The sequence below is a fragment of the Nonomuraea sp. NPDC059194 genome (assembly GCF_042754765.1).
Classification (GTDB): Bacteria; Actinomycetota; Actinomycetes; order Streptosporangiales; family Streptosporangiaceae; genus Nonomuraea.
In genome coordinates, this window is sequence record NZ_JBHZBH010000039.1 from 24906 (window position 1) to 50893 (window position 25988).

Annotated in this window: 22 protein-coding genes; 14 read left to right on the top strand and 8 right to left on the bottom strand. The window is 70.5% G+C overall.

All coding sequences use genetic code 11. The annotated features are described in order from the left end of the window. Positions 1–5 precede the first annotated feature (5 nt). Together purQ and purL are read left to right on the top strand one after the other, a co-directional pair. On the top strand, positions 6–689 hold the full coding sequence (gene purQ, locus ACFXJ8_RS34825; protein ID WP_379648320.1) for a phosphoribosylformylglycinamidine synthase subunit PurQ: 684 nt from the start codon (positions 6–8) through the stop codon (positions 687–689). Continuing rightward, the gene (gene purL / locus ACFXJ8_RS34830) at positions 686–2935 is read left to right on the top strand and encodes a phosphoribosylformylglycinamidine synthase subunit PurL (protein ID WP_379648322.1); all 2250 of its coding nucleotides are present in this window, start codon (positions 686–688) and stop codon (positions 2933–2935) included. The genes purQ and purL overlap by 4 nt, the downstream gene beginning before the upstream one ends. A 54-nt stretch (positions 2936–2989) precedes the next feature. Here the strand turns inward: purL and ACFXJ8_RS34835 are convergent, their stop codons facing one another. Next, positions 2990–3841, bottom strand: a complete 852-nt coding sequence (locus tag ACFXJ8_RS34835) for a hypothetical protein (protein ID WP_379648323.1) — start codon at positions 3839–3841, stop codon at positions 2990–2992. A gap of 204 nt (positions 3842–4045) precedes the next feature. On the opposite strand from ACFXJ8_RS34835, the gene ACFXJ8_RS34840 reads away from it, so the two are divergent. Genes ACFXJ8_RS34840 through ACFXJ8_RS34855 form a run of 4 tightly spaced genes read left to right on the top strand, consistent with a single transcriptional unit; the run spans position 4046 to position 8609 of the window. Next, complete coding sequence (locus ACFXJ8_RS34840) at positions 4046–6046, top strand: adenylate/guanylate cyclase domain-containing protein (RefSeq protein ID WP_379648325.1); 2001 nt, start codon at positions 4046–4048, stop codon at positions 6044–6046. Then, complete coding sequence (locus ACFXJ8_RS34845) at positions 6043–6705, top strand: Crp/Fnr family transcriptional regulator (protein WP_379648327.1); 663 nt, start codon at positions 6043–6045, stop codon at positions 6703–6705. Before ACFXJ8_RS34840 ends, ACFXJ8_RS34845 begins: the two co-directional genes overlap by 4 nt. Before the next feature lie 46 nt (positions 6706–6751). Then, positions 6752–8191 carry an MFS transporter gene (locus tag ACFXJ8_RS34850; protein WP_379648329.1) on the top strand — a complete coding sequence of 480 codons (1440 nt, stop codon included), beginning with the start codon at positions 6752–6754 and terminating at the stop codon, positions 8189–8191. A 40-nt stretch (positions 8192–8231) separates the two neighbouring features. Continuing rightward, positions 8232–8609, top strand: coding sequence for a VOC family protein (locus ACFXJ8_RS34855; RefSeq protein ID WP_379648331.1), 378 nt, complete (start codon positions 8232–8234; stop codon positions 8607–8609). 6 nt (positions 8610–8615) lie between these two features. Here the strand turns inward: ACFXJ8_RS34855 and ACFXJ8_RS34860 are convergent, their stop codons facing one another. The 3 genes from ACFXJ8_RS34860 to ACFXJ8_RS34870 all read right to left on the bottom strand — a co-directional run bounded on the left by ACFXJ8_RS34860 (position 8616) and on the right by ACFXJ8_RS34870 (position 13721). Then, complete coding sequence (locus tag ACFXJ8_RS34860; RefSeq protein ID WP_379648333.1) at positions 8616–9362, bottom strand: methylenetetrahydrofolate reductase; 747 nt, start codon at positions 9360–9362, stop codon at positions 8616–8618. 34 nt (positions 9363–9396) lie between these two features. Further along, entirely contained in the window at positions 9397–11271 is a 1875-nt protein-coding gene (locus tag ACFXJ8_RS34865; protein WP_379648335.1) for an ABC transporter ATP-binding protein, read from the bottom strand. 404 nt (positions 11272–11675) lie between these two features. Next, a complete protein-coding gene (locus ACFXJ8_RS34870; protein WP_379648337.1) occupies positions 11676–13721 on the bottom strand; it encodes a PhoX family protein in 2046 nt (681 codons plus the stop codon). Positions 13722–13834: 113 nt separating this feature from the next. Here ACFXJ8_RS34870 and ACFXJ8_RS34875 point away from each other — a divergent pair, with 113 nt between their 5' ends. Further along, positions 13835–14272 (top strand): sterol carrier family protein, encoded by a 438-nt coding sequence (locus ACFXJ8_RS34875; RefSeq protein ID WP_379648339.1) that lies wholly within the window; start codon positions 13835–13837, stop codon positions 14270–14272. Here the strand turns inward: ACFXJ8_RS34875 and ACFXJ8_RS34880 are convergent. Continuing rightward, the gene (locus ACFXJ8_RS34880) at positions 14269–16500 is read right to left on the bottom strand and encodes a hypothetical protein (RefSeq protein WP_379648341.1); all 2232 of its coding nucleotides are present in this window, start codon (positions 16498–16500) and stop codon (positions 14269–14271) included. The two genes, ACFXJ8_RS34875 and ACFXJ8_RS34880, sit on opposite strands and share 4 nt — an antisense overlap. Positions 16501–16790: 290 nt before the next feature. Here ACFXJ8_RS34880 and purF point away from each other — a divergent pair, with 290 nt between their 5' ends. Both purF and purM read left to right on the top strand, forming a co-directional pair. Beyond that, positions 16791–18230: an amidophosphoribosyltransferase gene (purF, locus tag ACFXJ8_RS34885; RefSeq protein ID WP_379648343.1), complete on the top strand. Its 1440-nt coding sequence runs from the start codon at positions 16791–16793 to the stop codon at positions 18228–18230. Then, positions 18227–19252, top strand: coding sequence for a phosphoribosylformylglycinamidine cyclo-ligase (gene purM / locus ACFXJ8_RS34890; protein WP_379648345.1), 1026 nt, complete (start codon positions 18227–18229; stop codon positions 19250–19252). Before purF ends, purM begins: the two co-directional genes overlap by 4 nt. A 457-nt stretch (positions 19253–19709) precedes the next feature. On the opposite strand, the gene ACFXJ8_RS34895 is transcribed toward purM, so the two are convergent. Both ACFXJ8_RS34895 and ACFXJ8_RS34900 read right to left on the bottom strand, forming a co-directional pair. Continuing rightward, on the bottom strand, positions 19710–19934 hold the full coding sequence (locus ACFXJ8_RS34895; protein WP_379648347.1) for a DUF3073 domain-containing protein: 225 nt from the start codon (positions 19932–19934) through the stop codon (positions 19710–19712). A 149-nt stretch (positions 19935–20083) separates the two neighbouring features. After that, positions 20084–21163, bottom strand: coding sequence for a Leu/Phe/Val dehydrogenase (locus ACFXJ8_RS34900; RefSeq protein WP_379648349.1), 1080 nt, complete (start codon positions 21161–21163; stop codon positions 20084–20086). 170 nt (positions 21164–21333) lie between these two features. On the opposite strand from ACFXJ8_RS34900, the gene ACFXJ8_RS34905 reads away from it, so the two are divergent. Continuing rightward, the gene (locus ACFXJ8_RS34905; protein WP_379648351.1) at positions 21334–22197 is read left to right on the top strand and encodes a hypothetical protein; all 864 of its coding nucleotides are present in this window, start codon (positions 21334–21336) and stop codon (positions 22195–22197) included. A 322-nt stretch (positions 22198–22519) separates the two neighbouring features. After that, positions 22520–22723, top strand: coding sequence for a developmental transcriptional regulator BldC (bldC, locus tag ACFXJ8_RS34910; protein ID WP_013133571.1), 204 nt, complete (start codon positions 22520–22522; stop codon positions 22721–22723). A 259-nt stretch (positions 22724–22982) separates the two neighbouring features. Here bldC and ACFXJ8_RS34915 read toward each other — a convergent pair whose 3' ends face one another. Then, the gene (locus tag ACFXJ8_RS34915; RefSeq protein ID WP_379648353.1) at positions 22983–23636 is read right to left on the bottom strand and encodes a TetR/AcrR family transcriptional regulator; all 654 of its coding nucleotides are present in this window, start codon (positions 23634–23636) and stop codon (positions 22983–22985) included. Positions 23637–23746: 110 nt separating this feature from the next. On the opposite strand from ACFXJ8_RS34915, the gene ACFXJ8_RS34920 reads away from it, so the two are divergent. The 3 genes from ACFXJ8_RS34920 (at position 23747) to ACFXJ8_RS34930 (ending at position 25975) form a co-directional block, all read left to right on the top strand. Next, the gene (locus tag ACFXJ8_RS34920; protein WP_379648355.1) at positions 23747–24787 is read left to right on the top strand and encodes a LacI family DNA-binding transcriptional regulator; all 1041 of its coding nucleotides are present in this window, start codon (positions 23747–23749) and stop codon (positions 24785–24787) included. Between the two features lie 83 nt (positions 24788–24870). Next, entirely contained in the window at positions 24871–25119 is a 249-nt protein-coding gene (locus tag ACFXJ8_RS34925) for a hypothetical protein (RefSeq protein ID WP_379648357.1), read from the top strand. A 28-nt stretch (positions 25120–25147) separates the two neighbouring features. Further along, the gene (locus ACFXJ8_RS34930) at positions 25148–25975 is read left to right on the top strand and encodes an N-acetylmuramoyl-L-alanine amidase (protein ID WP_379648359.1); all 828 of its coding nucleotides are present in this window, start codon (positions 25148–25150) and stop codon (positions 25973–25975) included. Positions 25976–25988: the final 13 nt, after the last annotated feature.

The window sequence follows — 25988 nt, forward strand, 5'->3', positions numbered from 1 at the left end:
AAGTCATGAGCGCTGCCCGTGTGGGCGTTGTCACGTTTCCAGGAACTCTCGACGACCAGGACGCAGCCCGTGCCGTACGGCTGGCGGGCGCGGAGGCGGTGCCGCTCTGGCACGGCGACCACGATCTGAAGGGGGTCGACGCGGTCTTCCTGCCCGGCGGCTTCTCCTACGGCGACTACCTGCGATGCGGCGCGATCTCCCGATTCGCCCCGCTGATGGACGAGCTCATCCCCGCCGCCCGCGGCGGGCTGCCGGTGCTCGGCACCTGCAACGGGTTCCAGATCCTGTGCGAGGCGCACCTGCTGCCGGGCGCGCTGACCCGCAACGCCTCCCTGCACTACATCTGCCGCGACCAGCGCATCAGGGTCGAGTCCGCCGCGACGGCGTGGACCGCCGACTTCGCGGCCGGACAGGAGATCGTGCTGCCGATCAAGCACGGTGAGGGGCGCTACGTCGCCTCAGCCGAGACGCTCCAGGAGTTGGAGGCCAACGGCCAGGTGGTCTTCCGCTACGTCGGCGGCAACCCCAACGGCTCGCTCGACGACATCGCGGGCATCTCCAACGAGGCGGGCAACATCGTCGGCCTCATGCCGCACCCCGAGCACGCGGTCGAGGACCTGGTCGGCGCCCCGAGCACCGACGGCCTCGGCTTCTTCACCTCCATTCTCAAGAAGCTGGTGAATGTATGAGTCTCGACAGCGTGAAGCGGGCCGCGGAGACGCCCGACGAGGCGATGCCGTTCGCCGAGCTGGGGATGAAGCAGGACGAGTACGACAGGGTCCGAGAGATCCTCGGCCGCCGCCCCACCTCGTCCGAGCTGGCCATCTACTCGGTCATGTGGTCCGAGCACTGCTCGTACAAGTCGTCCAAGGTGCACCTGCGGCAGTTCGCCACCAAGGCGCCCGAGTCCGAGGCGCTGCTGGTCGGCATGGGCGAGAACGCGGGCGTCGTCGACATCGGCGACGGCTGGGCCGCCACCTTCAAGATCGAGTCGCACAACCACCCGTCGTACGTCGAGCCGCACCAGGGCGCGGCGACCGGCGTCGGCGGCATCGTGCGCGACATCATGTCGATGGGCGCGCGCCCGATCGCGGTCATGGACGCACTGCGCTTCGGCGGCGCAGACCAAGCCGACACCCGGCGCGTGCTGCCCGGCGTCGTCGAGGGCATCTCGTCGTACGGCAACTGCCTCGGCCTGCCCAACATCGGCGGCGAAGTCGTCTTCGACCCCTGCTACATCGGCAACCCGCTGGTCAACGCGCTGTGCGTCGGCCTGCTGCGCAAGGACCAGATCAAGCTGGCCACCGCGCCGGGACCCGGCAACAAGGTCGTGCTCTTCGGCGCCTCGACAGGACCCGACGGCATCGGCGGGGCGAGCGTCCTGGCCAGCGCGACGTTCGAGGACGAGTCGCACGCCAAGCGGCCCGCCGTACAGGTGGGCGATCCTTTCATGGAGAAGCTGCTCATCGAGTGCTGCCTGGAGCTCTACGCGGCCGACGTGGTCGTGGGCATCCAGGACCTCGGCGCGGCGGGCGTCTCCTGCGCCACCACCGAGCTGGCCGCCAAGGGCACCGGCGGCATGCACGTCGACCTCAACCTGGTCCCGCTCCGCGACTCCTCGCTCAGGCCCGAGGAGATCCTGATGAGCGAGTCGCAGGAGCGGATGATGGCCGTGGTGGCCCCGTCCGACATCCCGGCGTTCATGGCGATCTGCGAGAAGTGGGACGTGCCCGCCGTCGTGATCGGTGAGGTCACCGACACCGGCAGGCTCGTGATGACCTGGGACGGTTCGGTCATCGTCGACATCCCGCCGGGCACCGCCGCCGACGAGGGCCCCGTCTACGAGCGGCCCTTCCACGAGCCCGCGGGCCAGGCGGCGCTGAACGAGGTCGTCGAGCTGCCCCGGCCCGACGACCTGCGGGCCACGCTGCTGCAGCTGCTCGGCTCGCCGAACCTGTCCTCCAGGGAGTGGGTGACCTCCCAGTACGACAGGTACGTCCGCTCCAACACGGTGCTCGCCCAGCCCGCCGACGCCGGAATGCTGCGCATCTCCGAGGTCATGGAGGGGGCGGCGCCGACGACCCGCGGCATCGCGCTCGCGACCGACGGCAACGGGCGCTACGCCAAACTCGACCCCTACGCGGGGGCCCAGTTGGCGCTGGCCGAGGCGTACCGGAACGTCGCGGTGACGGGCGCCAAGCCGCTGGCCGTCACCAACTGCCTCAACTTCGGCTCGCCCGAGGACCCCGAGGTCATGTGGCAGTTCGCCGAGGCCACCCGCGGGCTCGCCGACGCCTGCAAGACGCTCGGCGTGCCGGTGACCGGCGGCAACGTGTCCTTCTACAACCAGACGGGCGCGGCGGCCATCCACCCGACGCCCGTCGTGGGCGTGCTCGGCGTCATCGACGACGTGGCCAAGCGCGTGCGCTCGGGCTTCACCGAGCCGGGGCTGCGCGTCGCGCTGCTCGGCGAGACCGGCGACGAGTTCGGCGGCTCGGAGTGGGCGCACGTCGCCCACGCCCACCTCGGCGGACTGCCGCCGGAGGTCGACCTGCTGGCCGAGCAGGGCCTGGCCTCCGTCATGGTCGCGGCGGCAGCCAAGGGGCTGGTCGCGGGGTCGCACGACCTGTCCGACGGCGGCCTGGCGATCGCGCTGGCCGAGGCGTGCCTGGCCAGCGGGGTCGGCGCGAAGGTGGCGCTGCCCGGCGACGACCCGTTCGTCGACCTGTTCAGCGAGTCGTCGGCCAGGGCGCTGGTCGCGGTGAAGGCCGAGCACTTCGACGAGTTCGCGGCCCTGTGCGCGTCGTTCGAGGTGCCGTGCCACGGGCTCGGCGAGACCGGCGGTGAGTCGCTGGTGGTGGAGGGCGTCTTCGAGGTGCCCGTCGCCAAGCTGCGCGAGGTCCACACGGCCACGCTGCCGTCGCTGTTCGGCTGAGGTTCCAGCGTTTCTCGGGGGCGGTACGGCATGCCGTACCGCCCCCGAGGCGTTCTACTTGGCGGCGCAGATCACCCAGACGGTGCCGCCGCCCTTCCCGCCATCGCCGCCGTAGGTCTGCGGGCTGGGCTTGTCCGTGGGCGCGGGCGTGGACTTGTTGTCCGTGGGCTCGCCGGAGGCGGCGAAGCCGTTGTGGCCGCCGCTCAGCTCGACCTGCCAGCCCGTCGGGGCGCCACCGGTGCTCACGGGAGCGCTGGTCCTGACGGTGCCGTTGACGTCAGAGAAGCCGCCACCGGTCGCGACCGCGCCGGCGGGGCAGGAGGCCGTGCCCTGCCGGTCCTTGAAGGTAACGTTCACGACGACGACGGACGTGAGGCCGCCCGAGTCACCCTTCGGCCCCTGGGGACCGGTCTGACCCTTCTGACCAGGGTCGCCCTTCGCCCCTTGCAGGCCCCTTTCGCCCCTGTAGCCCCTCGGGCCTTGAACGCCCGGCTTGCCGTCCTCGCCCTTCGGACCCGCGGGGCCCTGGATACCCTGCTTGCCGTCCTCGCCCTTCGGGCCCTGGATGCCCTGCTTGCCGTCGGTGCCCTTCGGACCCGCCGGGCCCTGGACGCCCGGCTTGCCGTCGGCGCCCTTGGGGCCCGCCGGACCCTGGGGGCCCTGCTCGCGGGTGCCCGCCAGGCCGTTGGTCGACGAGCCGCCGATCAGGATCCTCTCCTCCGTCTTCCTGCAGGGGGTCGACGGGTTGACGATGCGGGCGTAGCGGGTCTTCTTGTGCACGCAGGCGTGCACCTCGTTGGCGGCCGACGACGCGGTGGCGACGCCGCCGACGGTGAACAGCGAAGCGGCGAGCGCTCCCACGGAGGCGATGGTGAGCGCACGCCCACCGCGAACCTTGATTGCCACGGCTTTCCTTCCAGCGGAACAGATGATGCGCATGGTGCGCATGAGATTCACGCTTGAACCGTTCCAAAGGATGACTTCGCTACATAACGTGTATGTCACGAAACGGAGGGTGACAGGCTGGATTGACCGAAGGTCAGCCAGAGGCGGGAACCGGACCGGTAAATCGACGCGGTGACTTTCCCCGGGGCGTGGGGATAATCGTCCGTGAGCACCTACCTCCCGCCCGCCACCCAGCCCATCAGAGTGGTGGTGTGGGCGATTCACCTCATCCTGCCGCTGCTGGGGCTGTGGCTGTTGCTCGCCGACCCTGGCGGGATCAACGTGATGTGGCAGCACAATCCCAGCCACTTCTGGATGATCCTCGCCGTGGCGGGCGTCAACGTGGGGCTCGGGCTGATGATCAGCGAGGCGGCGCGCAGGCGGGAGGACGCGCGGCTGTTCCTGGTGTCGATGGTGTTCCTGAGCAGCGCCGGATTCTTCTTCCTGCACGGCCTGGCGACGCCGCGGATCATCCTCACCACCCCCTCCCTCGGCTTCGACATCGGCCAGCAGGTCGGGCTGACGATGGCCGCGGTCTTCGCGTTCGCGTCGGCGTCCCCGCTCGGCGCCCGGCAGGCAAGGTCGGTGCTCGCGGCGCAGGGCCTGATCAGGGCCGCCCTGCTGGGGATCATGGTGGTGTGGGGCGTCGCGTCGCTCGTCCCCGGGCTGACCCCGCTCAGCAAGCCGCCCGTCACACTGCCCATCCCGTGGTTCGGCTGGTTCTCGGTGCCCGGTCTGGTGCTGTTCGTCGTGGCCAGCGGCATGATGTTCCTGCTGCACCGCAGGCGGCGCTCGGCGATCCTGGTCAGCCTGCTCACCGCCTACGCGCTGCTGGCCGAGGCCATGGTCGCGGGCATGTCGCAGCTCAACTGGCACCTGTCGTGGTGGGAGTGGCACATCCTGCTGACGCTGGCCTTCGTCTTCGTCGCCTACAGCGCCTACCTGCAGTTCAGGCGCGAGGGGTCGAGCGCGGGGCTGTTCGACTCGGTGGCGCTGTCGGCGACGGTCGTCAGGATCCAGGCGCAGTACGAGCAGGCGCTGGAGGAGCTGGTCGACCACATCCGCAAGGGCACCAAGCTGCCTGCCGTACGGCTGGCGGGGCGGTTCCAGCTCACCGAGGGGCAGGCGGCGGTCCTCGACCGCGCCAGCGAGGCGCTGGCCAGCGAGCGGGAGCTGTCCGAGCGCCTCGCGGCGCTCGTCGACGTCGGGACCAGGACGAGGGTACGGCTGGCCGAATCCGACCTGCTGACCGGCGCCCTGGAGCGGGTCCGGCAGGCGTACGGCGACGTGCGCATCGGCCTGGTCGCCGACGGCAAGGTGAGCATCGGCTCCCGCGAGTACGTCTTCAGCGGGACCACACCCATCAGGCGTGACGGCCTGATCACCTACCCGCTCACGGTGAAGGGCCATCTGGCGGGCGCGCTGGAGGTGCCGCTCGGCCGTACCGCACAGGACGAGGCCCTGGCCTCGACCCTGGCCAGCCAGCTGTCGATCTCGCTGGAGAACGCCCGTCTCTACGCCGAGCTCGACACTCTCTTCCGGCAGTACATGTCGCCCGACGTCGCCAACCGCCTGCTGGCCGACCCAGGACAGGCCGCGCTCGGCGGCGAGCTGCGCGAGCTGACGGCGCTGTTCGCCGACCTCAAGGGGTTCACGACGTTCTCCGAGCGGGTCACCCCTGGCGAGATCGTCGAGATGCTGAACCGCTACCACACGGCCGCGGTGCCCTGCATCCTCGACAACGGCGGCACGATCGTGCAGTTCGTCGGCGACGCGCTGCTGGCGCTGTTCAACGCGCCCGCCGCCCAGGACGACCACGCGTTCGCCGCCTGCCGGGCCGCGCTGGCCATGCAGGAGGCGGCGCTGGAGGTCGCCGCCGACGGCTGGCCCACCTTCAGGGTCGGCATCAACACCGGCATGGCGCTCGTCGGCAACATCGGCAGCCCGGAGCTGCGCGGCTTCAACGCCATGGGCGACGCGGTGAACGTGGCGGCCAGGCTGGAGAGCATGGCCGAGCCCGGCACGGTGGTGATCGGCGCGACGACGCTCGCCCAGCTCGGCGACGGCGTGGCGGCCACGCCGCTCGGGGCGCTGCGGTTGAAGGGCAAGGAGCAGGAGGTGGAGGCGTACGTGCTGACCGGGCTGCCCCGCATAATCAGCTCATGACCGCAGAGGCCGGAGAGTTCCTGTCCATGCTGACCCCTGACGAGATCCAGGCGTTGAAGGCCGCGGGACGGCCCAGACGATGGGAGCGCGGCGAGGTGGTGATGACCGAGGGCGACACCGCCGACTGGGTGCTGCTGCTGCTCGAAGGACGGGTCAAGGTGTCCTCGCACACCGGCGGCGGGACGGAGGTGGTGCTGGCGGTGCGCGGTCCCGGCGGGCTGCTGGGCGAGATGTCGGCCATCGACGGCTCCCCCAGATCGGCGACGGTCACGGCGCTGGAGCCCGTCGGCGGGGTGGTGGTCCACGACTTCGCCGGGTTCCTGCGGGCGCACGGGCGGGTGGCGGTGCTGCTGATGCAGCTGGTCACGGGACGGCTGCGCGACGCCGACAGGAAGCGGGTCGAGTACGGCGCGTTCGACACGACAGGGCGGGTGGCCACGCGGCTGGTGGAGCTGGCCGAGCGGTACGGCGAGCCGACGACCGCGGGGCTGCGGGTGGCGCTCCCGCTGTCGCAGGACGAGCTGGCGGGATGGACGGGCGCGTCCCGGGAGGCGGTAAGCAAGGCGCTGCGGACGTTGCGGGATCGAGGGCTGATCGAGACGGGGCGGCGGCGGGTGATGATCCACGACCTGGAGGGGCTGCGCAGGCGCGCCCGCTGAGGGGTCTCCACAAAACGGACGTACGTCGTACGTCATAGTGGGGGGCATGGTCGCCGTCTCCCCCGACTACGCCCTCCAACTCCGCTACGCCTGGCGCGTCTGCTCGGTGACCAGCCTCGGCCTGGTGCTGATCGGGATCGCCGGGAGCACGCTCAACGTCGCCCTGCCCGCCGTCGTCCGCCACTTCCACGCCACCCCCTTCGAGTCGAGCTGGATCCTGCTCTCCTTCCTGCTCGTCAACACCGCCAGCCTGGTCTTCTTCGGCAGGGTCGCCGACCTGCTCGGCCGGCGGGAGGTCTACCTGGCGGGCTTCGCCCTGTTCACCGTCGCCTCACTCCTGGCGGGCGTCGCACCGAACGTGTGGTTCCTGGTCGCGATGCGCGTCCTGCAGGCGATCGGCTCGGCGATGATCCTGGCCAACGGGACCGTCATCATCACCGCCGCCTTCCCGCCCGACCGGCTCAGCCAGGGCATGGGCGTCTACATCGGCACCCTGTCGATCGCGCAGCTGGCCGGCCCCACCGTCGGCGGTCTGATCGCGGAGGCGGCGGGCTGGCAGTGGATCTTCTGGGTGAACGTCCCCGCGGGCGTGATCGCCCTGGTGTGGGGCGCGTTCACGCTGCGCAGGATGCCCAGGGGGCCGCGCGAGCCCGTGGACGCCCTCGGCAACCTGCTCATCTTCGCCGCCCTCACCGCGTTCCTGCTGGCCCTGTCCGAGATCGGCAACGGCGGTCCCGTGGTGATCGCGGGCATGGCGGTGGCCGCCGTCCTGACGCCGCTCGTCCTCCTGGTCGAACGGCGGGCCTCGCATCCGGTGCTCGACCTGCGCCTGTTCGGCGGGCGCATGCTGGTGTGGGCCAACCTGGCCTCGTTCTGCAACGCGCTGGCCAGGGCGGCGCTGATCCTCGTGGTCGCGCTGCACTTCCAGGCGGCCCTCGGCGTCGACGCGTTCACGGCGGGGCTGAGCGTGCTGCCGGTGCCCGTGGGGATGGCGCTGGCCTCGCCGATCGCGGGGGCGCTGGGGCGGCGGGTCTCACCGTACGCGCTGTCGATCGGGGGGTCGCTGTTCAGCGCGGCGGGGTTGGCCGTACTGATGGTGTCGGCCCGTCCCGGCACGCCGTACTGGATCATCGGGGTGGGGCTCTTCCTGGCCGGATGCGGCAGCGGCACGTTCCTGACCGGCAACACCACGCAGGTGATGAGCGCCCTGCCGCCCGGAAGCCTGGGGGTGGTCAACGGCTTCAGGCTGATGGTCATGAACGTGGGGATCGTGATCAGCGTGGGCCTGTCGCTGAGCATGCTGACCAGCGCGGTCTCCCCCTCACTGCGCGCGCAGGTGTACGCGGGGACGCTGTCGCGGCTGTCACCGGTGGCGGTGGAGCAGCTGATGGCGGGCTTCCGGCTGACGTACGGCGCGCTGTTCGGGGTGGCGCTGGCCGGCGCCCTGTTCGCCGCACTGGCCCGCGGCCGCCGCGCCGTACCATGAACGCGATCATCGATCGTCCGGCACCCGGGAAGAGGGGCGCATGACCCACCACAGCAGGTTGCACCTGGCCGTGATCGACGTGCCCGCGCGCGGCCACGACGAGGAGCTGGCGTTCTGGCGCGGCGCTACGGGACACGAGCTGCCCGGCATCCCCCAGCATCCCGAGTACCACGGCGGCATGCTGCCCGGCCAGGAGTTCGGGCTGCTGGTGCAGCGGCTGGGCGACGGAGAACCCCGGGTGCACCTCGACTTCCACACCGACGACCTGGAGGCCGAGGTCTCGCGGCTGGAAGGGCTGGGCGCGACCCGCGTACGGCAGGCCCCGAACTGGTGGGTGATGCATGACCCGGCGGGCCTGCCGTTCTGCGTGATCAAGGATCCTGGCATCAACGCCGACAACGCCCGCCGATGGGACTGAGCGCCCTCAGAGGGCGTGGTGCAGGCGGGATTCGACGTCGCGGTAGCGGGCGACCGGGATGAGGTGCACGCCGTCGAAGGCGCCCGAGTCGCGGACGCGCAGGACCTGCTCGCAGGCCGCGTCCACGCCCGCCATCCGGTCCTCGCCCAGCCGCTCCACCAGCTCGGACGGGATCTCGATGTCGGGGATCGCCGCGGCGAGCCGCTGGGCGTGGGGCTGACTGGCCAGCACCATCACGCCCGCGTAGACGGGCACGTCGACCGGGTTGGCCTCGCGCCACCTGAGCAGCGCGTCGAGGGAGAAGCTGGCCTGGACGAACAGGAAGTCGGCCGCGCGCTTCCACGCGGGAAGCGGCCGCAGCCCCGCCGCGGCGCCCACGCGCAGGGACGGCGAGAACTCCCTCGCCTCCTCGATCATCGAGCGGACCGTGAGGTCGCCGGCCCTGTTGCCGCTCTGGGGCTTGTCGCCGAAGACGAACAGGAACTGGTCGACACCGTAGGCGGCCGCGGTGAGCAGGTCGCGGCGCAGGCCGAGCAGGTTGCGGTCGCGGGAGTTGAGGCAGGCGATGCTGCGCCCGCCCATCGCCTGGACCTCGTGCGCGACGGCCACGCTCGAGACCGTCGCCCGGCCGAGGTGGTTGTCGGGGATGAGGAAGGCGTGGGCGAGCTTGCTCAGCGTGCCGATCTGGTGCCGGACGTGCGTGAGGTCGGGCTTGGTGGGCGGCTCGATCTCACAGACCAGCTGGAACGTCATGCCAGGCAGCCTATCGGCGGTTTCGCTCTCTCGCTCAGGCCGCGATGGCCGGGGTGTCGAACTGGGTGCTGTGCAGCTCCGCGTACCTGCCACCTTCGGCCAGGAGGGTGGCGTGCGTGCCCTGCTCCACCACGCGGCCATCCTCGACGACCAGGATGAGGTCGGCCGCGCGGATGGTGGACAGCCGGTGCGCGATGACGATCGCGGTCCTGCCGTCCAGCGCCTCGCCGAGCGCCTCCTGCACCGCCGCCTCGGAGGTCGAGTCGAGGTGAGCGGTCGCCTCGTCGAGGATCACCACCCTGGGACGGGCCAGCAGCAGGCGGGCGATGGTCAGCCGCTGCCGCTCACCGCCCGACAGCCGGTAGCCGCGCTCGCCGACCACGGTGTCCAGCCCGTCCGGCAGCGACTCGATGAGTACGGCAAGCCGCGCCCTGCGCAGCGCGTCCCAGATCTCGTCCTCGGTGGCCTCGGGCCGGGCCAGCAGCAGGTTCGCCCTGATCGTGTCGTGGAAGAGGTGCCCGTCCTGGGTGACCATGCCGAGCGTGTCCCTGATCGAGTCGGCTGTCAGGTCGCGGACGTCGACCCCGCCCAGCCGTACCGACCCCTCGTCCACGTCGTAGAGCCTGGGCAGCAGTTGGGCGATCGTGGACTTGCCCGCCCCCGACGAGCCGACGAGGGCGACCATCTGGCCCGGCTCGGCGCGGAAGGAGATCTCGCGCAGCACCTCGATACCGCCGCGGGTGTCGAGCGCGGCGACCTCCTCCAGCGAAGCCAGCGACACCTTGTCGGCCGAGGGGTAGGCGAAGCGCACCCCCTCGAACTCCACCGACACCGGGCCCTCGGGCACCCCGCGGGCGTCGGGCTTCTCCTTGATGAGCGGCTCCAGGTCGAGCACCTCGAAGACGCGCTCGAAGCTGACCAGCGCGCTCATCACGTCCACCCTGGCGCTGGCCAGCGCGGTCAGCGGGGAGTAGAGCCTGGTCAGCAGCAGGGCGAGCGCGACGACCGAGCCGGGCTCCAGCTGGCCCGCGAGGGCGTAGAAGCCGCCCAGGCCGTACACCAGGGCCAGGGCCAGCGCCGAGACCAGGGTCAGGGCCGTGACGAACAGCGCCTGGGTCATCGCGGTGCGGACGCCGATGTCGCGCACCCTGCGGGCCCGGCCCGCGAACTCGGCCGACTCGCCGGCGGGGCGGCCGAACAGTTTGACCAGCGTCGCGCCGGGCGCGGAGAACCGCTCGGTCATCTGGGTGCCCATGGCGGCGTTGTGGTCGGCCGCCTCGCGGCGCAGCCTCGCGATCCGGCCGCCCATCCGTCTGGCGGGCAGCACGAACACGGGCAGGAGCAGCAGCGCGAGCAGGGTGATCTGCCAGGAGATGCCGATCATCACGATGAGGGTCAGCACCAGGGTGACGACGTTGCCCGCCACGCTGGAGACGATGTCGGTGAAGGCGCGCTGGGCGCCGATCACGTCGTTGTTGAGGCGGGAGACGAGGGCGCCGGTGCGGGTGCGGGTGAAGAAGGCGACCGGCATGCGCTGGACGTGGTCGAACACGGCGGTGCGCAGGTCGAGGATGAGGCCCTCGCCGATGCTGGAGGAAAAGTAGCGGGCGAGCAGCCCGAGACCCGCCTCGGCGAGCGCCAGACCCGCGATGAGGACGGCGAGCCACACGACGACGTCGAAGGGTTCGGCCTTGACGATGGCGTCGACGACCCGGCCCGCGAGGACGGGGGCGGCCACGGCGAGGGCGGCCATGACGATGCTGAGGGCGAGGAACTGGATGAGCCGCGTCCTGTGCGGACGGGCGAAGCCGCCGATCCTGCGGAGGGTGGCCGTCGAGAAGGGGCGCCGCTCTTGGCGGGCGTTCATCGCGCCGTAGAGCTGGTTCCAGGCGGTGACTTCCATGTCCATGGGGTCGACCGTAGGAGCTCAAGTTAACTTGAGGTCAAGCGTGCCGTCTGGAACGAAGGGTGCGCGCGCCCGAGAAGCGTCTCTTCGACAGGTAACGAAGCCGATCCCGTTGTCCAGATGGGAAACCTTCAGGCACCACCATCGGGGTCGATGGGTTGCTCTATGCAACTGAGGTACAGCCTGATCATCCCCGGCCCGAAGCTTCCTACCGAGGCACGGCGCTTGGCCCACGAACGATGCCAGCGCGATCACCGAAGAGCGACCCCGCGGGGAGCGCGAGGGTTCTCCCTCGCCTGGGGTCTGGGGCAAAGCCCCAGTGTCGCAGCCCGAGCCGAAGGCGAGGCCCACGCCGTTAACCCGAGAAGCCCTCAGCCCGGGAGGCACGGGCTGAGGGGGACGCCGGGCTAGGAGCCGATCTTCCGGCCGCGTGAGTGCCAGGTCACCGCCACCGACGGGCGGGGCTGCGAGGTGCCGCCGTCGGGCCAGTGGCTGGCCGGGGCCTCGGGCGAGGCGCCGTCGAGCTCACCGGGGTGCTGTACCGCGACGAACACGCTGAGCTGGTCCTCGGTCACCATCGGACCGCACGTCTCGGCGCCGACGGGCACGGTCAGGAACTGGCGGACGTACCCGCGCTCCGGCCCCCGCACCGGCATGACGAACAGCCCGTCGTTCGTCTTCAGCGCGTTGCCGTCGGTGGAGATCCACAGGTTGCCGTCCCGGTCGAACGCCAGGTTGTCCGGGCAGGAGATCGGCGAGACCTTCGTCTTGTCGAACCCGGCGAAGTAGGTCGCCGCCTCGTTCGGGTCGCCGCAGACCAGTGGGATCGACCAGGCGAACGTCGTCGACCCGGCGTCGTCGCGGCGCTCCACGATCTCCAGCACGTGACCGTGCTTGTTGGAGGGACGCGGGTTGGCCTCGTCCACCTGCGCGGCGGTCCTGTTGGAGTTGTTGGTGAGTGCCACGTAGACGGCCTTGTTGACCGGGTTGCGCTCGATGTCCTCGGGCCTGTCCATCTTGGTGGCCCCGACCTTGTCGGCGGCGAGGCGGGTGAAGACCAGCACCTCGGCCGCGCTCATCCCGTCCACGAAGCTCTTCGTGCCGCTCACCAGCGGGATCCACTGGCCCGAGCCGTCGAACGCGCCGTCGCTGGGCAGCTTGCCCGAGCCGTCGATCTCGCCGGCGGGGCTGTCGCCGGTGAACGTGGCGACGTAGAGGGTGCCCTCGTCCAGGAGTGTGCGGTTGTGCCGGTCGTGTCCGGGGATGTAGCGCTGCTTGGAGACGAACTTGTAGATGTACTCGAAGCGCGAGTCGTCACCCATGTAGACCGCGAGACGGCCGTCCCTGGTCAGGGTGGTGTTGGCGGCCTCGTGCTTGAAGCGGCCGAGCGCGGTCCGCTTGATCGGGGTGGAGTCGGGGTCGAACGGGTCGATCTCGACGATCCATCCGAAGCGGTTGGCCTCGTGCGGGTGCTTGGCCAGGTCGAAGCGCTCCTCCACCCGGTCGAACCTGCGGCTGCTTGAGGCGGCGTTCGTCGGGAGGGTGTAGCGGACGACCTTCGGGTCGCTCTTGTCGCCGTTGACGAAGTACTGGTCGAAGTTCTCTTCGGCGGTCAGGACGGTGCCCCACGGGGTGGTGCCGCCCGCGCAGTTGTTCAGCATGCCGATCGGCTTGGTGCCGTCGGCGTCCGCGGCCGTCTTCAGCAGGTCGTCGCCCGCGGCGGGGCCGCTGAAGCGCATCGGCGTCTGCGCGGTGATGCGCTTGTTGTAGCGGCGGCGTCCGCGCGTGACCAGCTTCCACTGACCGCTGTCGCGCACCCGCTCGATCTCCACGACGGAGCCGCCGTGCGCGGCCAGCGAGATCCTGATCTGCTCCTCGGTGGCCTCGGCGCCGCCGGAGTAGCCGCGGAACATGAGGTTCTCGTCGGAGTACTCGTGGTTGACCCACAGCAGGGCGCGGTCGCGGCCCATGGGGAACATGGTCACGAAGTCGCAGTTGTAGCCGAACTGCTTGTTCTGCGCCTCGGCCGTCTGGTTCTCGAAGTCGAACTCGGGCGCGTCGGGCAGCACCGGGTCGCCCCAGCGCACCACGACCGCCGAGTCGTAGCCCTCGGGGATGGTCAGCGCGTCGGCGGTGTTGGGCGCCACCGGGCTGAAGGTCAGGCGTCCACGCCCGTGGCCGCCATGCTTTCCGAGAGCCTCCCCCGGGTCGGCGAAAGCCGGTACGGCTCCCGCGCCCACGACCAGCGCGCCGAGGGCCCCCACGCCGCCCGCGCGCAGAATGCCACGACGTGACAGGGCCTGAGCGGCGATGTCACCGAAATAGGAGTTGTCACTGGTGTTCGCCACTTCGTGCGCGCAAGCGTTGCCGCAGCGGAACTGGCACGTGAGGGCGCTTCGACCGCTCTTGTGCGGGGTGGAGAGCAACGGCAGGAGCCTGCCCGGGTTCGACACTGGTCCTCCAGGTTCAATGCGGTCGTTCCGCCGGGACGCTACGGCGACCGCTGAAACCCGAGGTGAACGACGACCGCCGCGCCGATGAACCCTTACCGGGGGACAATGGAGGAATGCCGCCACGCAAAGTAGACCAGGGCAAGCTCAGGTCCGCGCTCGACGAACAACTGGTCGCGCTCGACGAGCCGCCGTTCGACGGTCCGGCGTCGGCGCTGGTGGACGCGTGTGTCGCGGCCGTTCTCGCCGCCTACGACAAGGGGCTGAAGCCGGAACGGGAGGCCGGGCGCTTCGCCGTACGGCTGCTGCTCGACCGGCTGGTGGAGAAGGCGCCAGGACGGACGGTCGAGGTGCGGGTCCCGCCGTACGCGGCGGTGCAGTGCGTGGAGGGGCCGCGGCACACGCGCGGCACCCCGCCGAACGTCATCGAGACCGATCCGCGCACCTGGCTGCTGCTGGCGGTCGGGCGCCTCACGTGGTCGGACGCGATGGCCGCGGGCGCCGTTCTCGCGAGCGGCGCCCGAGCGGATCTGTCCGACCATCTACCGGTCTAGTTGATCCTGAGCCACGGGATCTTGCTCTCCACGCACTCCTCCGCCAGCCGCTGCGGCAGTCCGGAGCACTCGGCGAAGTAGTTGGAGATCCAGATGACCGCGCCTACGGCCAGGGCCAGCGTGAGCACGCTGAGGCCGATGCCGGTCCATGCCTTGGCCTTGCTGCCGCCCTTGGAGAGGGCGACGATGCCGAGCACGAGGCCGACCAGGGCGGTGAGCACGCCGGTGAAGCACACGAGCAGCAGGAACAGGCTCGCGATGCCCAGCACCAGCGAGGCCGTGGCCAGGCCATTGCCCGGCTTGGCCGGCCGCCAGTCGGCGCCCTGGTACGGGGCCGGGCCGCCGGGCGGGGGCGTGTAGACGACGCCGCCCGCTGGAGCGGTGTACGACGGGGGCGCCTCGTAGGCGCCGGATCCCTCAGGGGTGCCGCTGGGGGCTCCGGCACCCTGCGGGCTGCCAGGACCTCCAGCGCCTGGGGAGCCAGGGCCTCCGGGGCCTCCAGGTCTTCCGGGGCCTTGCGGGCCGGTGGTTCCGGGGCCTTGGGGGCCGCCGGGAGCTCCGGGGCCATACGGGCCGCCGCCGGGCGCGTCGCTGGCGAACGCACCGGTGCTGTAGGGGCCACCGCCTGGTGCCTCAGGGCCGCCCTGGCCGCCTTGGCTGGGCGGCGGGCCGCCGTACGGGCTGGCGCCCTGCTGGGGTCCGCCGTAGGAGGCACCGCGCTGGCCGCCGTAGGACGCGCCACCCTGCGGGCCTGTCCCGAAGAAGCCGCCCTTTTCGCCGAGGGAGGCGCTGTAGGGCGTGGTCCCGGTGCCGGGGGCCCGGCCGTACGGGCTGGAGGGTGAGACGCCTGGGGTCGACGGGTCGGGCTGGCCCGGACCGCCCGCGCCGGCCGCGGCGGCACCGAACGCACCGAGGCCGCCTAGTGTCGGGGCGTCCGGGGGGTACTCCTTCGGTCCGCCCACGTACGGCGAGGCTCCGGGGACGATGCCCGGGTTCGTGTCGTCGGACTCCGGGTACGGCCGCTGGCCATACGGCGGAGTCTCCGAGCCCGACGGGGTAGCGGGGCCCGATGGGGTGGACCAACCCGACGGGGTTTCCGAGCCCGACGGAGTGGAGCCCGGCGGGGTGGGCCAAGCACCCGAGCCCGACGGGGCAGACGAGCCCGATGGGTCTGAGAAGGACGCTGACGGAGTCGGCGGGTCGTATCTGGAGGGGCTCGACGGGGCCGCGACCTCGCGGGTCTGGTCGTCCTCGGCCCAGCCGGGGTAGGACGGCGTCGAGCCGGGCACCTGGTAGCCGGGCTCGGGTTCCGGCCTGCCCCACTCGGTGAACACCTGCGTGCGGTCGGCGTCGGCGTCACCCCCGGCGGCGAACGGCCCACCCTGGCTCGGCGGCGGGACCTCGGGCGCGGACGGCAGGTCTGGGTGGCCTGGCTCGGGTGTGGCAGGCTGCTCAGGCTCGCCCGGCTGCGTGGGAGCGGCGGGCGGCTCGGGCACGATCGGCGGCTCCGGTGTGAGCGGCGGTTCGGGGGCGATGGGCGGCTCGGGAGTGAACGGCGGTTCAGGCGTGACCGGCCCTGGGTCGATGGGCGGCTCAGGCGTGATCGGCCGCTCAGGCTCGGCGGGCTCCCCCGGCGGTTCCTGCTGTCCCGGAGAAGCGGGCTGCTCGGACTCGTACCGGCTCCACGACTCGTACTGACCGGAGGGCTCGTAGTGGCCCGGCGGTATGGGGGACGCGGGCTCGGTCAGGTCCGGCCATTCGGACTCGTCGCTCGGCCCTTCGCTCGACCACGCGGACTGCTCGGAAGGCGTGGGCGTGCCGTACGGCTCGCTTGCACCGCGCGCCCCCCACGCGGATTCCGCGGACGACGCCGTGGAGGGCCACTCCGACTCGGCTGACGACCATTCAGAGGACGCCTCCGCCGACGACCATATGGAAGTCCCGCCCTGCTCCTGCGGGCTCTCCGAGGAAGGCGGGGGCGTCGGCCAGACGGGCATGTCCCCGGAGGCCCGCGAAGGCCCCGAGTCATCGGAGTCTCCCAAGGAAGAAGGTGGTTCGGGCGCGATCGGCTCGCCGTGCGTCACCGTGGACGCCTCGTCAGGCCATGGCGCCGCCCCCGGCTCGGAGGGGCTCTGCTCAGCGCTGGGCTCGGTCGGATCGCCCGTGGGCTCGCCGCCCCGCGGGTCCTGGCCCGGCCGAGGGTGGTTGGGGTCTCCAGGTGTGGTCACGGTCTACGTCTCCCCCGACGTGTCGGCATGCCGGAAACTCCACACTCCCCCGCGACACCCCACCGAAACGGTGCGACACGGCAAAAGAGTGTCGATCCTTGGGTCACAGTGCGCCAAGCACCCAGGTGGAGATGAGTCCGACCTGCTCCAGCCGGTGAAGCCACAGCCCCAGAAGTACCGCCAACAGGAAGATCATCCGCGAAGTGCCCAGCACGGGACGAACAGGTCAGCTGATGTGATCAAGGCCCCGGGTGTGCGAGCAGAGTTGAAGCCGACCTAAACTGAACTACGTGCTGAAGGGCGACGGCCGACTGGGCCACGACCTGGACCCCGATGACCGTGCACCGAAGGACGCCTGTGGCGTCTTCGGAGTGTGGGCTCCAGGCGAAGAAGTCTCCAAACTCACCTACTACGGGCTGTACGCGTTGCAGCACCGCGGGCAAGAATCCGCGGGCATCGCGGTCAGTGAAGGCAGCCGCATCCTCGTCTACAAGGACATGGGCCTGGTCGCCCAGGTCTTCGACGAGTCGGTGCTCGGCACGCTCCGCGGGCACCTCGCGGTCGGCCACTGCCGCTACTCCACGACCGGTTCGAGCGTGTGGGAGAACGCGCAACCCACCCTGAGCTCGACCGAGGTGGGTGGCCTGGCGCTCGCCCACAACGGCAACCTGATCAACACCCCCGAGCTGGCCGAGCGCCTGGCCCCCGGGGTGACCAGGGCGACCACCGACACCGAGGTCCTGACCAACCTGCTCGCCCAGGACCGCACCCGCTCCATCGAGGACGCCGCCGCCGAGTTGCTTCCGCAGGTCAAGGGCGCCTACTCGCTGGTCTTCATGGACGAGAAGACCCTCTACGCCGCCCGTGACCCGCAGGGCATCCGCCCGCTGGTGCTCGGCCGCCTGGAGCGCGGCTGGGTGGTGGCCTCGGAGACCGCCGCCCTCGACATCGTGGGCGCGACGTTCGTGCGCGAGGTCGAGCCGGGCGAGCTGCTGACGATCGACGAGGGCGGGGTGCGCTCGCGCAGGTTCGCCCTCGCCGAGCCGAAGGGCTGCCTGTTCGAGTACGTCTACCTCGCCCGTCCCGACACCACGATCGCGGGCCGTGGCGTACAGACGACGAGGGTCGAGGTGGGCCGCATCCTGGCCCGCGAGCACCCCGTCGAGGCCGACCTGGTCATCCCGACCCCCGAGTCCGGCACCCCCGCCGCCGTCGGCTACGCCGAGGAGAGCGGCATCCCGTACGGCCAGGGCCTGGTGAAGAACTCCTACGTCGGCCGGACCTTCATCCAGCCCTCGCAGACCATCCGCCAGCTCGGCATCCGCCTGAAGCTCAACCCGCTCAAGGAAGTCGTCGCGGGCAAGCGCCTGGTCGTCGTGGACGACTCGATCGTGCGCGGCAACACGCAGCGGCAGATCGTCAGGATGCTGCGCGAGGCCGGGGCGCGTGAGGTGCACGTGCGCATCTCCTCGCCGCCGGTCGCCTGGCCCTGCTTCTACGGCATCGACTTCGCCACGCGCGCCGAGCTCATCGCGGGCTCGCTCAGCGTCGAGGAGATCCGCCAGTCGCTCGGGGCCGACTCCCTCGGCTACATCTCGCTGGAGGGCCTGACCAAGGCGACCACGATTCCCGCCGAGCGGCTGTGCAGGGCGTGCTTCGACGGCTCCTACCCCATCCCGATCGACCAGGACAACGTCGGCAAGTACGTACTGGAGAGTTCGCCCAAGTGAGCACCTACGAGGCCGCAGGCGTCGACATCGAGGCGGGCGAGCGCGCCGTCGAGCTGATGAAGGACAAGGTCGCGCGCTCGCGCAGGCCGGAGGTGGTCGACGACGCCAGCGGGTTCGCCGGGCTGTTCGACGCCTCCGCGCTGCTGCGTTACCGGCGGCCGCTGCTGGCGACCTCCACCGACGGCGTCGGCACCAAGGTCATGCTCGCCCAGCAGTACGGCAAGCACGACACGATCGGCGTCGACCTGGTCGGCATGGTCCTCGACGACCTGGTGGTGTGCGGCGCCGAGCCGCTGTTCATGACCGACTACATCGCCTGCGGCAAGGTGGTGCCCGAGCGGATCGCCGAGATCGTCGGCGGCGTGGCCGAGGGCTGCCGCCTGGCGGGCGCGGCGCTGGTCGGCGGCGAGACCGCCGAGCACCCCGGCGCGATGAGCGCCGACGAGTACGACCTGGCGGGCGCCGGCACCGGTGTCGTCGAGGCCGACGCGATGCTCGGCCCCGGCCGGGTCCGCGAGGGCGACGTGGTGCTCGGCCTGGCCTCCTCGGGCGTCCACTCCAACGGCTATTCGCTGGTACGGCACGTCATCAAGCAGGCCGGCCTCTCCCTCGACGCCGAGGTGCCCGAGTTCGGCCGCCCGCTGGGCGAGGAGCTGCTGGAGCCGACGAGGATCTACTCCCTCGACTGCCTGGAGCTGGCCCGCACGCTGGACGTGCACGCCTACGCGCACATCACCGGCGGCGGCATCGAGGGCAACCTGTCGAGGTCGCTGCCGTCGCACCTCGACGCGGTGCTCGACCGGTCGTCGTGGACGGTGCCAGCGGTGTTCACGGTGCTGGCCGGGCACGGCGGCATCGAGCAGCAGGCGATGGACCGCACGTTCAACCTGGGTGTCGGCATGGCGGCGATCGTTCCCGCCGAGGTGGCCGACCCGGCGATCGAGCTGCTCGCGGCGCGGGGGCTCGAGTCGTGGGTGCTCGGCGAGGTCGTGGCCGGCACCGGCCAGGCGCACTACCGCTGACTCCACGGGCGCTGACTCCACGGGCGGGCGCTCACCGGCGCCCGCCACCTCAGCCCACAACCACTCCGCCGCGCGGACCCGGCCGACACCTTGATCCGGCCCATCCGCCGCGCGGACCCGGCCGTCACCTCGGCCCACGACCATGCGCCACGCGAGCCCGGCCGTCACCCCGGCCCACGATCATTCGACGTCCAGGTCAGCCGCTGTCGGAGAGGCCGGATGCGAGGCGACCCTTCAGCGACACGTCGGAGGCGTATCCCGGGGTCAGGCGGTCCGGGAAGAATCGGGCCGGGCGTCGAGCGCCGCGGCCCACGCGGGAGCGGCCGGGCGGGTTCCGGACGACCGCGGACGCCGGGAAACGCGTGGAAACACGACCGCGGACGTCAGGAAACGTGCGGAAACGCGGAAGTGCCCCACGGGTGCATCACCCGTGGGGCTCACCCCGACAACAGATCAGCTATCGACGCCCGGACGGCCGGTCGTCGTCATCGTCGCCATAGTCATCGGCGTAATCGGCATAGCGATCCGCCAGCTCATCGTTGAGGTCGTCGGCGTCGTCATTGTGGTTGGAGTCAGAGACTCCGAGCTCGTCGCGAAGACGCTCAAGATCCGTGCCACCGCTGTTGTACTTCAGCTGGCGAGCAACCTTGACCTGCTTGGCCTTTGCTCGGCCGCGCCCCATTGGCTCGACCCCCTCGTGTGGGGTCGTCCCCGACCCCTCGTCGCTAACGCACCACATACTGACGCCATGACTTTGGGCGTCAGTCTCTCGTTCGCCTATTACCGTACCTGTTTTGCGCTCAGCTCGGTACGTCGTATGGACGCGGGGCGTCAGCCGCCCAACCAGATGGCCCTAATCCGCCCGACTTCCGACATTCTGCGCTCGGCCAGCCTATCCGCTGCCACCGCCGGCGGCACGCCCTCCTCGGCAGCGATGGCGAAAATCTTGAGCGTGGTGTCGAAGATCTGGCTCGCCTTGGCCCTCGCGCGCTCCATGTTGAAGCCCTCGATCTCGTCGGCGACCTGGATGACGCCGCCGGAGTTGACCACGTAGTCGGGGGCGTAGAGGATCCCGCGGTCGGCGAGCTGCTTCTCCACCCCTGCGTGGGCGAGCTGGTTGTTCGCGCCACCGCAGACGACCTTCGCGCGGAGGCCGGCGACCGTGGCGTCGTCGAGCGCCCCGCCGAGCGCGCAGGGGGCGTAGACGTCGATGTCGGCCGCGGTCAGCTCGGCCGCGGAGGCCACGACCTCGACAGCGGGATGGCGCTGCCGTACCCGCTCGACCGCCGCGGCGTTGACGTCGCAGACGACGACTTCGGCGCCGTCGTCGATGAGGTGCTCGACCAGGCGGTGGCCCACCTTGCCGACGCCCTCGACGCCGACCCGCTTGCCGCGCAGCGAAGCCGTACCCCACTGGTAGGAGGCGGAGGCGCGCATGCCCTGGAAGACGCCGAAGGCGGTGAGGATGGAGGAGTCGCCCGCGCCGCCGTGGGCGACCGTGCGCCCGGTGACGAAGCGGCTCTCGCGGGCGACGAGGTCCATGTCCTCGCTGAAGGTGCCCACGTCGCAGGCGGTGTAGTAGCGGCCGTTGAGCGACTGGACGAAGCGGCCGTAGGCGCGCAGCAGCGCCTCGGACTTCATCGTGGCGGGGTCGCCGATGATGACGGCCTTGCCGCCGCCGAGGTCGAGCCCGGCCAGCGCGTTCTTGTAGGCCATGCCCTTGGAGAGGTTGAGCACGTCGGCCAGCGCGGCCTGCTCGCTCTCGTACGGGTAGAACCTGGTGCCCCCGAGTGCGGGGCCTAGCGCGGTGTTGTAGATGGCGATGATGGCGCGCAGCCCGCTCTGCTCGTCAGCGCAGAAGACGACCTGCTCATGCGTGTCCTTGTGGGACTGCCCGAAGACGTCGGTCACGGTAGTGACTCCCTGTCCGGTCCGCCGCCCCTTCGCGGCGGAGATCGCCTCTCAGCCTAGAGCCCGGTACGGCATGCCGTCGCCCCACCCGGCGGCATGAGCGGGCAGGTCGCGGCCGTCTGTGGGACCACAACGGTGCAAGCGGGTTGTCTTCGTGACACGATGCCACCGTGCTGCCCTATGCCGCTTACCTTCGTGTCTACGAGCCGCTGACCGCGTTCCCCGAGTCGGATCGCGCCACCTGGGACGCGTACGCGGAGTCACGTGACCGTCCGCGCAGGGCCACCGCGCTCGACGCCGAGCACGGCGAGTCCATCCGGCGGCTGCTCGCCAAGCCTCCCCATCCCGCTCCGCCCCAGGAGAGTCCCAACGCCTATCTGCGGCGTGTCGAGGATCGCCTCTATGTCTGTCCCTGGCAGAGCCGGTTGCGCTCGTGGCTGGCGTTCTCAGACTTTCGTGGGAGCACTCCTGTGAAACTGATGGGCAGCTTCGTGCCGCTGACGGTCGCCGAGCAGACGGCCGACGACTTCGACAGGTACAAGCGGCAGGGCGGCTCGGCCGCGCTGCGCACCCACATCAGGACGACGACGTGGAACGTGCCTCCTGCGTGGTTCGTGCCGTTCGACGGCAACGAGCGGTGGCTGGTGCTGGGCAAGCCCGCCAACGGCCAGGACACCACGACGACCACGGGGCGCAACCTCATCTACGTCACCTCCATGGCGCAGGCCAGGCGGCGCGCGGCCAGGGCGCTGCAGGTCATCCGCAGGCACGTGGGCGAGGTGGCCACCGGTATAGAGGTGGAGGACATCGCCAGGTGGCTGGAGGAGTTCCACCCCCACTCGCTGGTGGAGCTCGACTACGGCGGCCTGGTCCACCTCATGGACGACGAGGCGCTGCAGGCCGACCAGTCCGTGGCCGAGCTCTCCGCCGCCCTCACCGGCTTGGACACAGGTCAAGAAGAACTTGCCTATGCCATGTATCAGCGTGTGATCTTGCGGTGGAAGTCAATGCAACTTCTGGAATCTGCCAACTGAACCCCAAAACAACGGTCTGACCTGCATGAGTAGGTCAAGTGTGGCGGCTGCTGGCTTCTGCGAACTGAGTAGTTTGCCGTTTTCACTGCGATACCACGAAACGTGTCGCTAGAATCACCGAGCGTGACATCGCCACGCGGGCGGGCAAGTGGGTCAAAGAAGGGCTCGCCAATCGCTCTGCGTGGCGGTATGGTCACTTCGGGTGATGCCGCATATGGTCCAGAAAAGCCGCACGCACTGGGCCATAAGGGGACATCCGTGACACGCGCAGAAGCAGTCGCAGGATCGCTGAGCCGGTCCACACGGAGGAGAGGCCGCACAAATGTCAGCTCGTACACCCGAGGCCGAGCCACTGCTCACGCCCGCCGAGGTCGCGACCATGTTCAGGGTCGACCCCAAGACCGTCACGCGGTGGGCCAAGGCGGGTAAGTTGACGTCGATTCGCACCCTGGGGGGACACCGGCGTTACCGGGAGACCGAGGTTCGTGCCCTGCTGGCGGGCATTCCGCAGCAGCGCTCGGAGTAGGTCAGGGGTCGTCACGATCCTTAGGGGGGTTCACGGTGGGCCAGGTTCAACGGCCCGGTCCACCCGCGTGACGACGTCAAGTCGCCCCGCGTGTCGGGGGACGCACACGGGAGTTGGCGCCGCCCGCCCGGCGCCATCCTTCCTCCCCCAACCCCTTCAGGCTCCCCCAGCCCCTCAGGCGGGAAGCGTGCGCGAGGTCCACCGTTCGGTACGGTCCCCCACGGCCTGTCGGCCACGGTGGACGAGACCCCGCCATGAGTCACGCCACGTCGGCGAGCAGCAGCTCCACGCTTGGGTCGTAGGTCGCCGCCACACCGAGCAGCGCCACCATGTGGTCGACGAGCATCTTCTCGAGCGTCGGACGCTCGATGTCGCGGTGCTCCAGCCAGTCGAGGCCCGCGGTCTCGACCGAGGCGATCCATGACCGCAGGGTCGTGCGCAGCACCGGGCTCGGCTCCTCGACCCGCATCTGCTTCTGGATCATCAGGAACAGCCGCCGCCGTACCCCGTCGACGATCTCGCCGACCTCGCCCGCGCGGTTGGCGGGCCCGCCGCGCAGCAGCGCGGCGAAACCGGCCGCGTGCTCCTCGACGAAGTCGAAGTAGCGCCGCAGCCCCAGCGCGAGCTCCTCCAGCGGACGGCCGCCGTCCTGGGGGCGCAGTCGCGATTCGAGCTGCTCGGCCGCGCTCGTGAGCGCGGCGACGTAGAGCTCCTGCTTGCCACCGAAGTAGTGGTAGACGAGGGCGCGCGACGCGCCCGCCGCCGAGGCGACGTCGTCGATCGAGACGTCTTCGGCGTCACGCTTGCTGAACAACTCCAGGGCGGCCGCCATGAGCTCTTCGCGACGTCGATCCACGCTCAGCCTGCGGCGCGCAGGACGGGTGCCGCTGCCTGCGGATTTCCCGGTTGTCACACCAGCACACTATCGGAGCCGGTGCCTAATAACGCTCTGGCCCGTACCCTGCCGCGTCCTCGATCGTTTGGTGAGACAGGTGCCCATCCAACGCATCGCGGGGGAGACACATGTCAGGACCGCCAGTCAACACGACCGTCGCCGAGGTAGTAGACACCCTGCCTCGCCCGAGACCCACCATCCGCAACGTCGCCGAGCGCGCGGGCGTCTCCAAATCGCTGGTCTCGCTCGTGCTTCGCGGATCCCCGCACGTCAGCGAGCATCGCCGGCAAGCAGTGCTCCAGGCCGCGCGCGAGCTCGGCTACCGGCCCAACGCCGTGGCGCGCAGCCTCGTCGAGGGCCGCACCCACCTGGTCGGCGCGCTCGTGGCCGACCTGCACAACCCCTTCTACGCCGAGTTCCTGGACGGCCTGCAGGAGAGCCTGCACGGCGACGGTCTCAGGATGCTGATCGGCAACAGCCAGTGGGACCCGGCCTTCGAGGACGAGGCCGTCGAAGCGTTCCTGGAGCTGAGAGTCGACGGGCTGGTGCTTCTCGGCATCGCGCCGACCAGCGAAACCCTCATCGAGGCGACCTCCTACACCCCCACCGTCGTCGTTGGGGAACGTGACATCGAGCTCGACAACGTCGACATCGTGGTCGACGACGACCAGCTCGGCGCCCGGCTGGCCATCGACCACCTGGTCGACCTAGGCCACAAGCGCATCGCGCACATCGAGGGCTCGCGCTCCTCACGCTGCGAGGGCTATCTGGTCGCCATGCGGCGGCACGCGCTCGCGCCGTACATCATGGTCGAGCACTGCGACAGCACCGAGGAGGGCGGCAGGCGCACCGCACGCGCGCTGCTGACCCGCGATCCCCGGCCCACCGCCATCTTCGCCGCCAACGACGTCGTCGCGCTCGGTGTGCTGTCGGCGGCCAGCGAGTTAGGGCTGCGCGTGCCGGAAGACCTCTCGGTGGTCGGCTACGACAACACCCACCTGTCGGCCGTCCACCAGATCTCCCTCACCTCCGTCGACCAGCCCAGGCGAACCATGGGCCGATCGGCGGCGGCGCTGTTGAGCGACCGGATCCAGGACCCCGGCAAGGTCGCCAGGCTGCGCCAGGTCACCCCCGAGCTGATCGTACGGCGGAGCACAGGGCCCGCCTAAACGTTGGTCAAACGCCGGGGCGCCCTCCCGCCCCGGCTGTTAACTCTGACGGGTCACTGCTGTATCTGACCCGGGGGACAGTCATGCGTGATCCAGAACTGGTGTCATGCGCCCAGCGCGCGGCGGCCGAGCTCGAGCGCGCCTGGGCGCACTGGCGCGCCGGGCGGGGACGGGGAACGGACGTCGGGGCCGAGTCGGTGGCCAGTTACGTGGCCCACTCCCTCGACCATCCGTGGGGCCGCCCGCGCGTCGTGCTGGGGCTCGACGCCGAGGACGCGAGGGAGCTGGCGGCGCTGCTGCAGCGCCAGGAAGTCGGCGAACACGTCTGGTAAGTCCTCGGCGTCACGTATTTTGGAGCTCATGCGTGTTCTAGCTGCCTCCACTCTCGTCCTCTGCGGCCTTGCCGCCGCCGCGTGCGGCGGCACCGCCAACAGCGAGAGGGTCGCCGCGCCCGTGGCCGCCCAGCCGTCCGCCGCCGAGACGTCCGCCGCGGGCGCCAAGACGCTCGCCGCCGCCGAGGTGCGCAAGAAGCCGCTCTCGGGCAAGACGATCGTGATCGACCCCGGCCACAACGGGGGCAACTACAAGCACCCGAAGGCCATCAACCGCCAGGTCAACGTCCTGACCCAGTGGAAGGCCTGCGACACCACCGGCACCTCGACCAACGACGGCTACAGCGAGGCCGCCTTCACCTGGGATGTCTCCCAGCGCCTGGCCAAGATCCTCAAGTCGCAGGGCGCCGACGTGAAGCTGACCCGCAAGAACAACACCAGCGTCGGGCCGTGCATCACCGAGCGGGCCGCCATCGGCAACAAGGCCGGGGCCGACGCGGCCATCTCGGTGCACGCCGACGGCTCGGCCGCGGCCAACCACGGCTTCCACGTCATCATGCCCAAGAAGATCAACGGCCCGGTCGACCCCGTCGTGAACGACTCGCGCAGGCTCGGCCTCGCGGTGCGCGACGGCTTCAAGAAGGAGACCGGCCTGCCGTACTCGACCTACATCGGGTCGAAGGCGCTCAGCTTCCGTAACGACCTGGGCGGGCTCAACCTGTCGACGGTGCCGAAGATCTTCGTCGAGGCCGGCAACATGCGCAACGCGGGCGAGGCCGCCAAGTTCCAGGACCCGGCTTTCCGGCAGCGAATCGCGCAGGGGCTGGCGGACGGTGTGCAAAACTATTTGAAGTGACATCATTTGCGAC

Excerpts from the sequence above, each read along its gene's own strand:
- purL (WP_379648322.1), top strand. The coding sequence starts at position 686 with ATGAGTCTCGACAGCGTGAAGCGGGCCGCGGAGACGCCCGACGAGGCG.
- bldC (WP_013133571.1), top strand. The coding sequence starts at position 22,520 with ATGTCAGCTCGTACACCCGAGGCCGAGCCACTGCTCACGCCCGCCGAG.
- purQ (WP_379648320.1), top strand. The coding sequence starts at position 6 with ATGAGCGCTGCCCGTGTGGGCGTTGTCACGTTTCCAGGAACTCTCGAC.
- ACFXJ8_RS34925 (WP_379648357.1), top strand. The coding sequence starts at position 24,871 with ATGCGTGATCCAGAACTGGTGTCATGCGCCCAGCGCGCGGCGGCCGAG.
- ACFXJ8_RS34860 (WP_379648333.1), bottom strand. The coding sequence starts at position 9,362 with ATGACGTTCCAGCTGGTCTGTGAGATCGAGCCGCCCACCAAGCCCGAC.
- ACFXJ8_RS34920 (WP_379648355.1), top strand. The coding sequence starts at position 23,747 with ATGTCAGGACCGCCAGTCAACACGACCGTCGCCGAGGTAGTAGACACC.
- ACFXJ8_RS34895 (WP_379648347.1), bottom strand. The coding sequence starts at position 19,934 with ATGGGGCGCGGCCGAGCAAAGGCCAAGCAGGTCAAGGTTGCTCGCCAG.
- ACFXJ8_RS34855 (WP_379648331.1), top strand. The coding sequence starts at position 8,232 with ATGACCCACCACAGCAGGTTGCACCTGGCCGTGATCGACGTGCCCGCG.
- ACFXJ8_RS34875 (WP_379648339.1), top strand. The coding sequence starts at position 13,835 with ATGCCGCCACGCAAAGTAGACCAGGGCAAGCTCAGGTCCGCGCTCGAC.
- ACFXJ8_RS34845 (WP_379648327.1), top strand. The coding sequence starts at position 6,043 with ATGACCGCAGAGGCCGGAGAGTTCCTGTCCATGCTGACCCCTGACGAG.
- ACFXJ8_RS34865 (WP_379648335.1), bottom strand. The coding sequence starts at position 11,271 with ATGGACATGGAAGTCACCGCCTGGAACCAGCTCTACGGCGCGATGAAC.
- ACFXJ8_RS34930 (WP_379648359.1), top strand. The coding sequence starts at position 25,148 with ATGCGTGTTCTAGCTGCCTCCACTCTCGTCCTCTGCGGCCTTGCCGCC.
- ACFXJ8_RS34850 (WP_379648329.1), top strand. The coding sequence starts at position 6,752 with ATGGTCGCCGTCTCCCCCGACTACGCCCTCCAACTCCGCTACGCCTGG.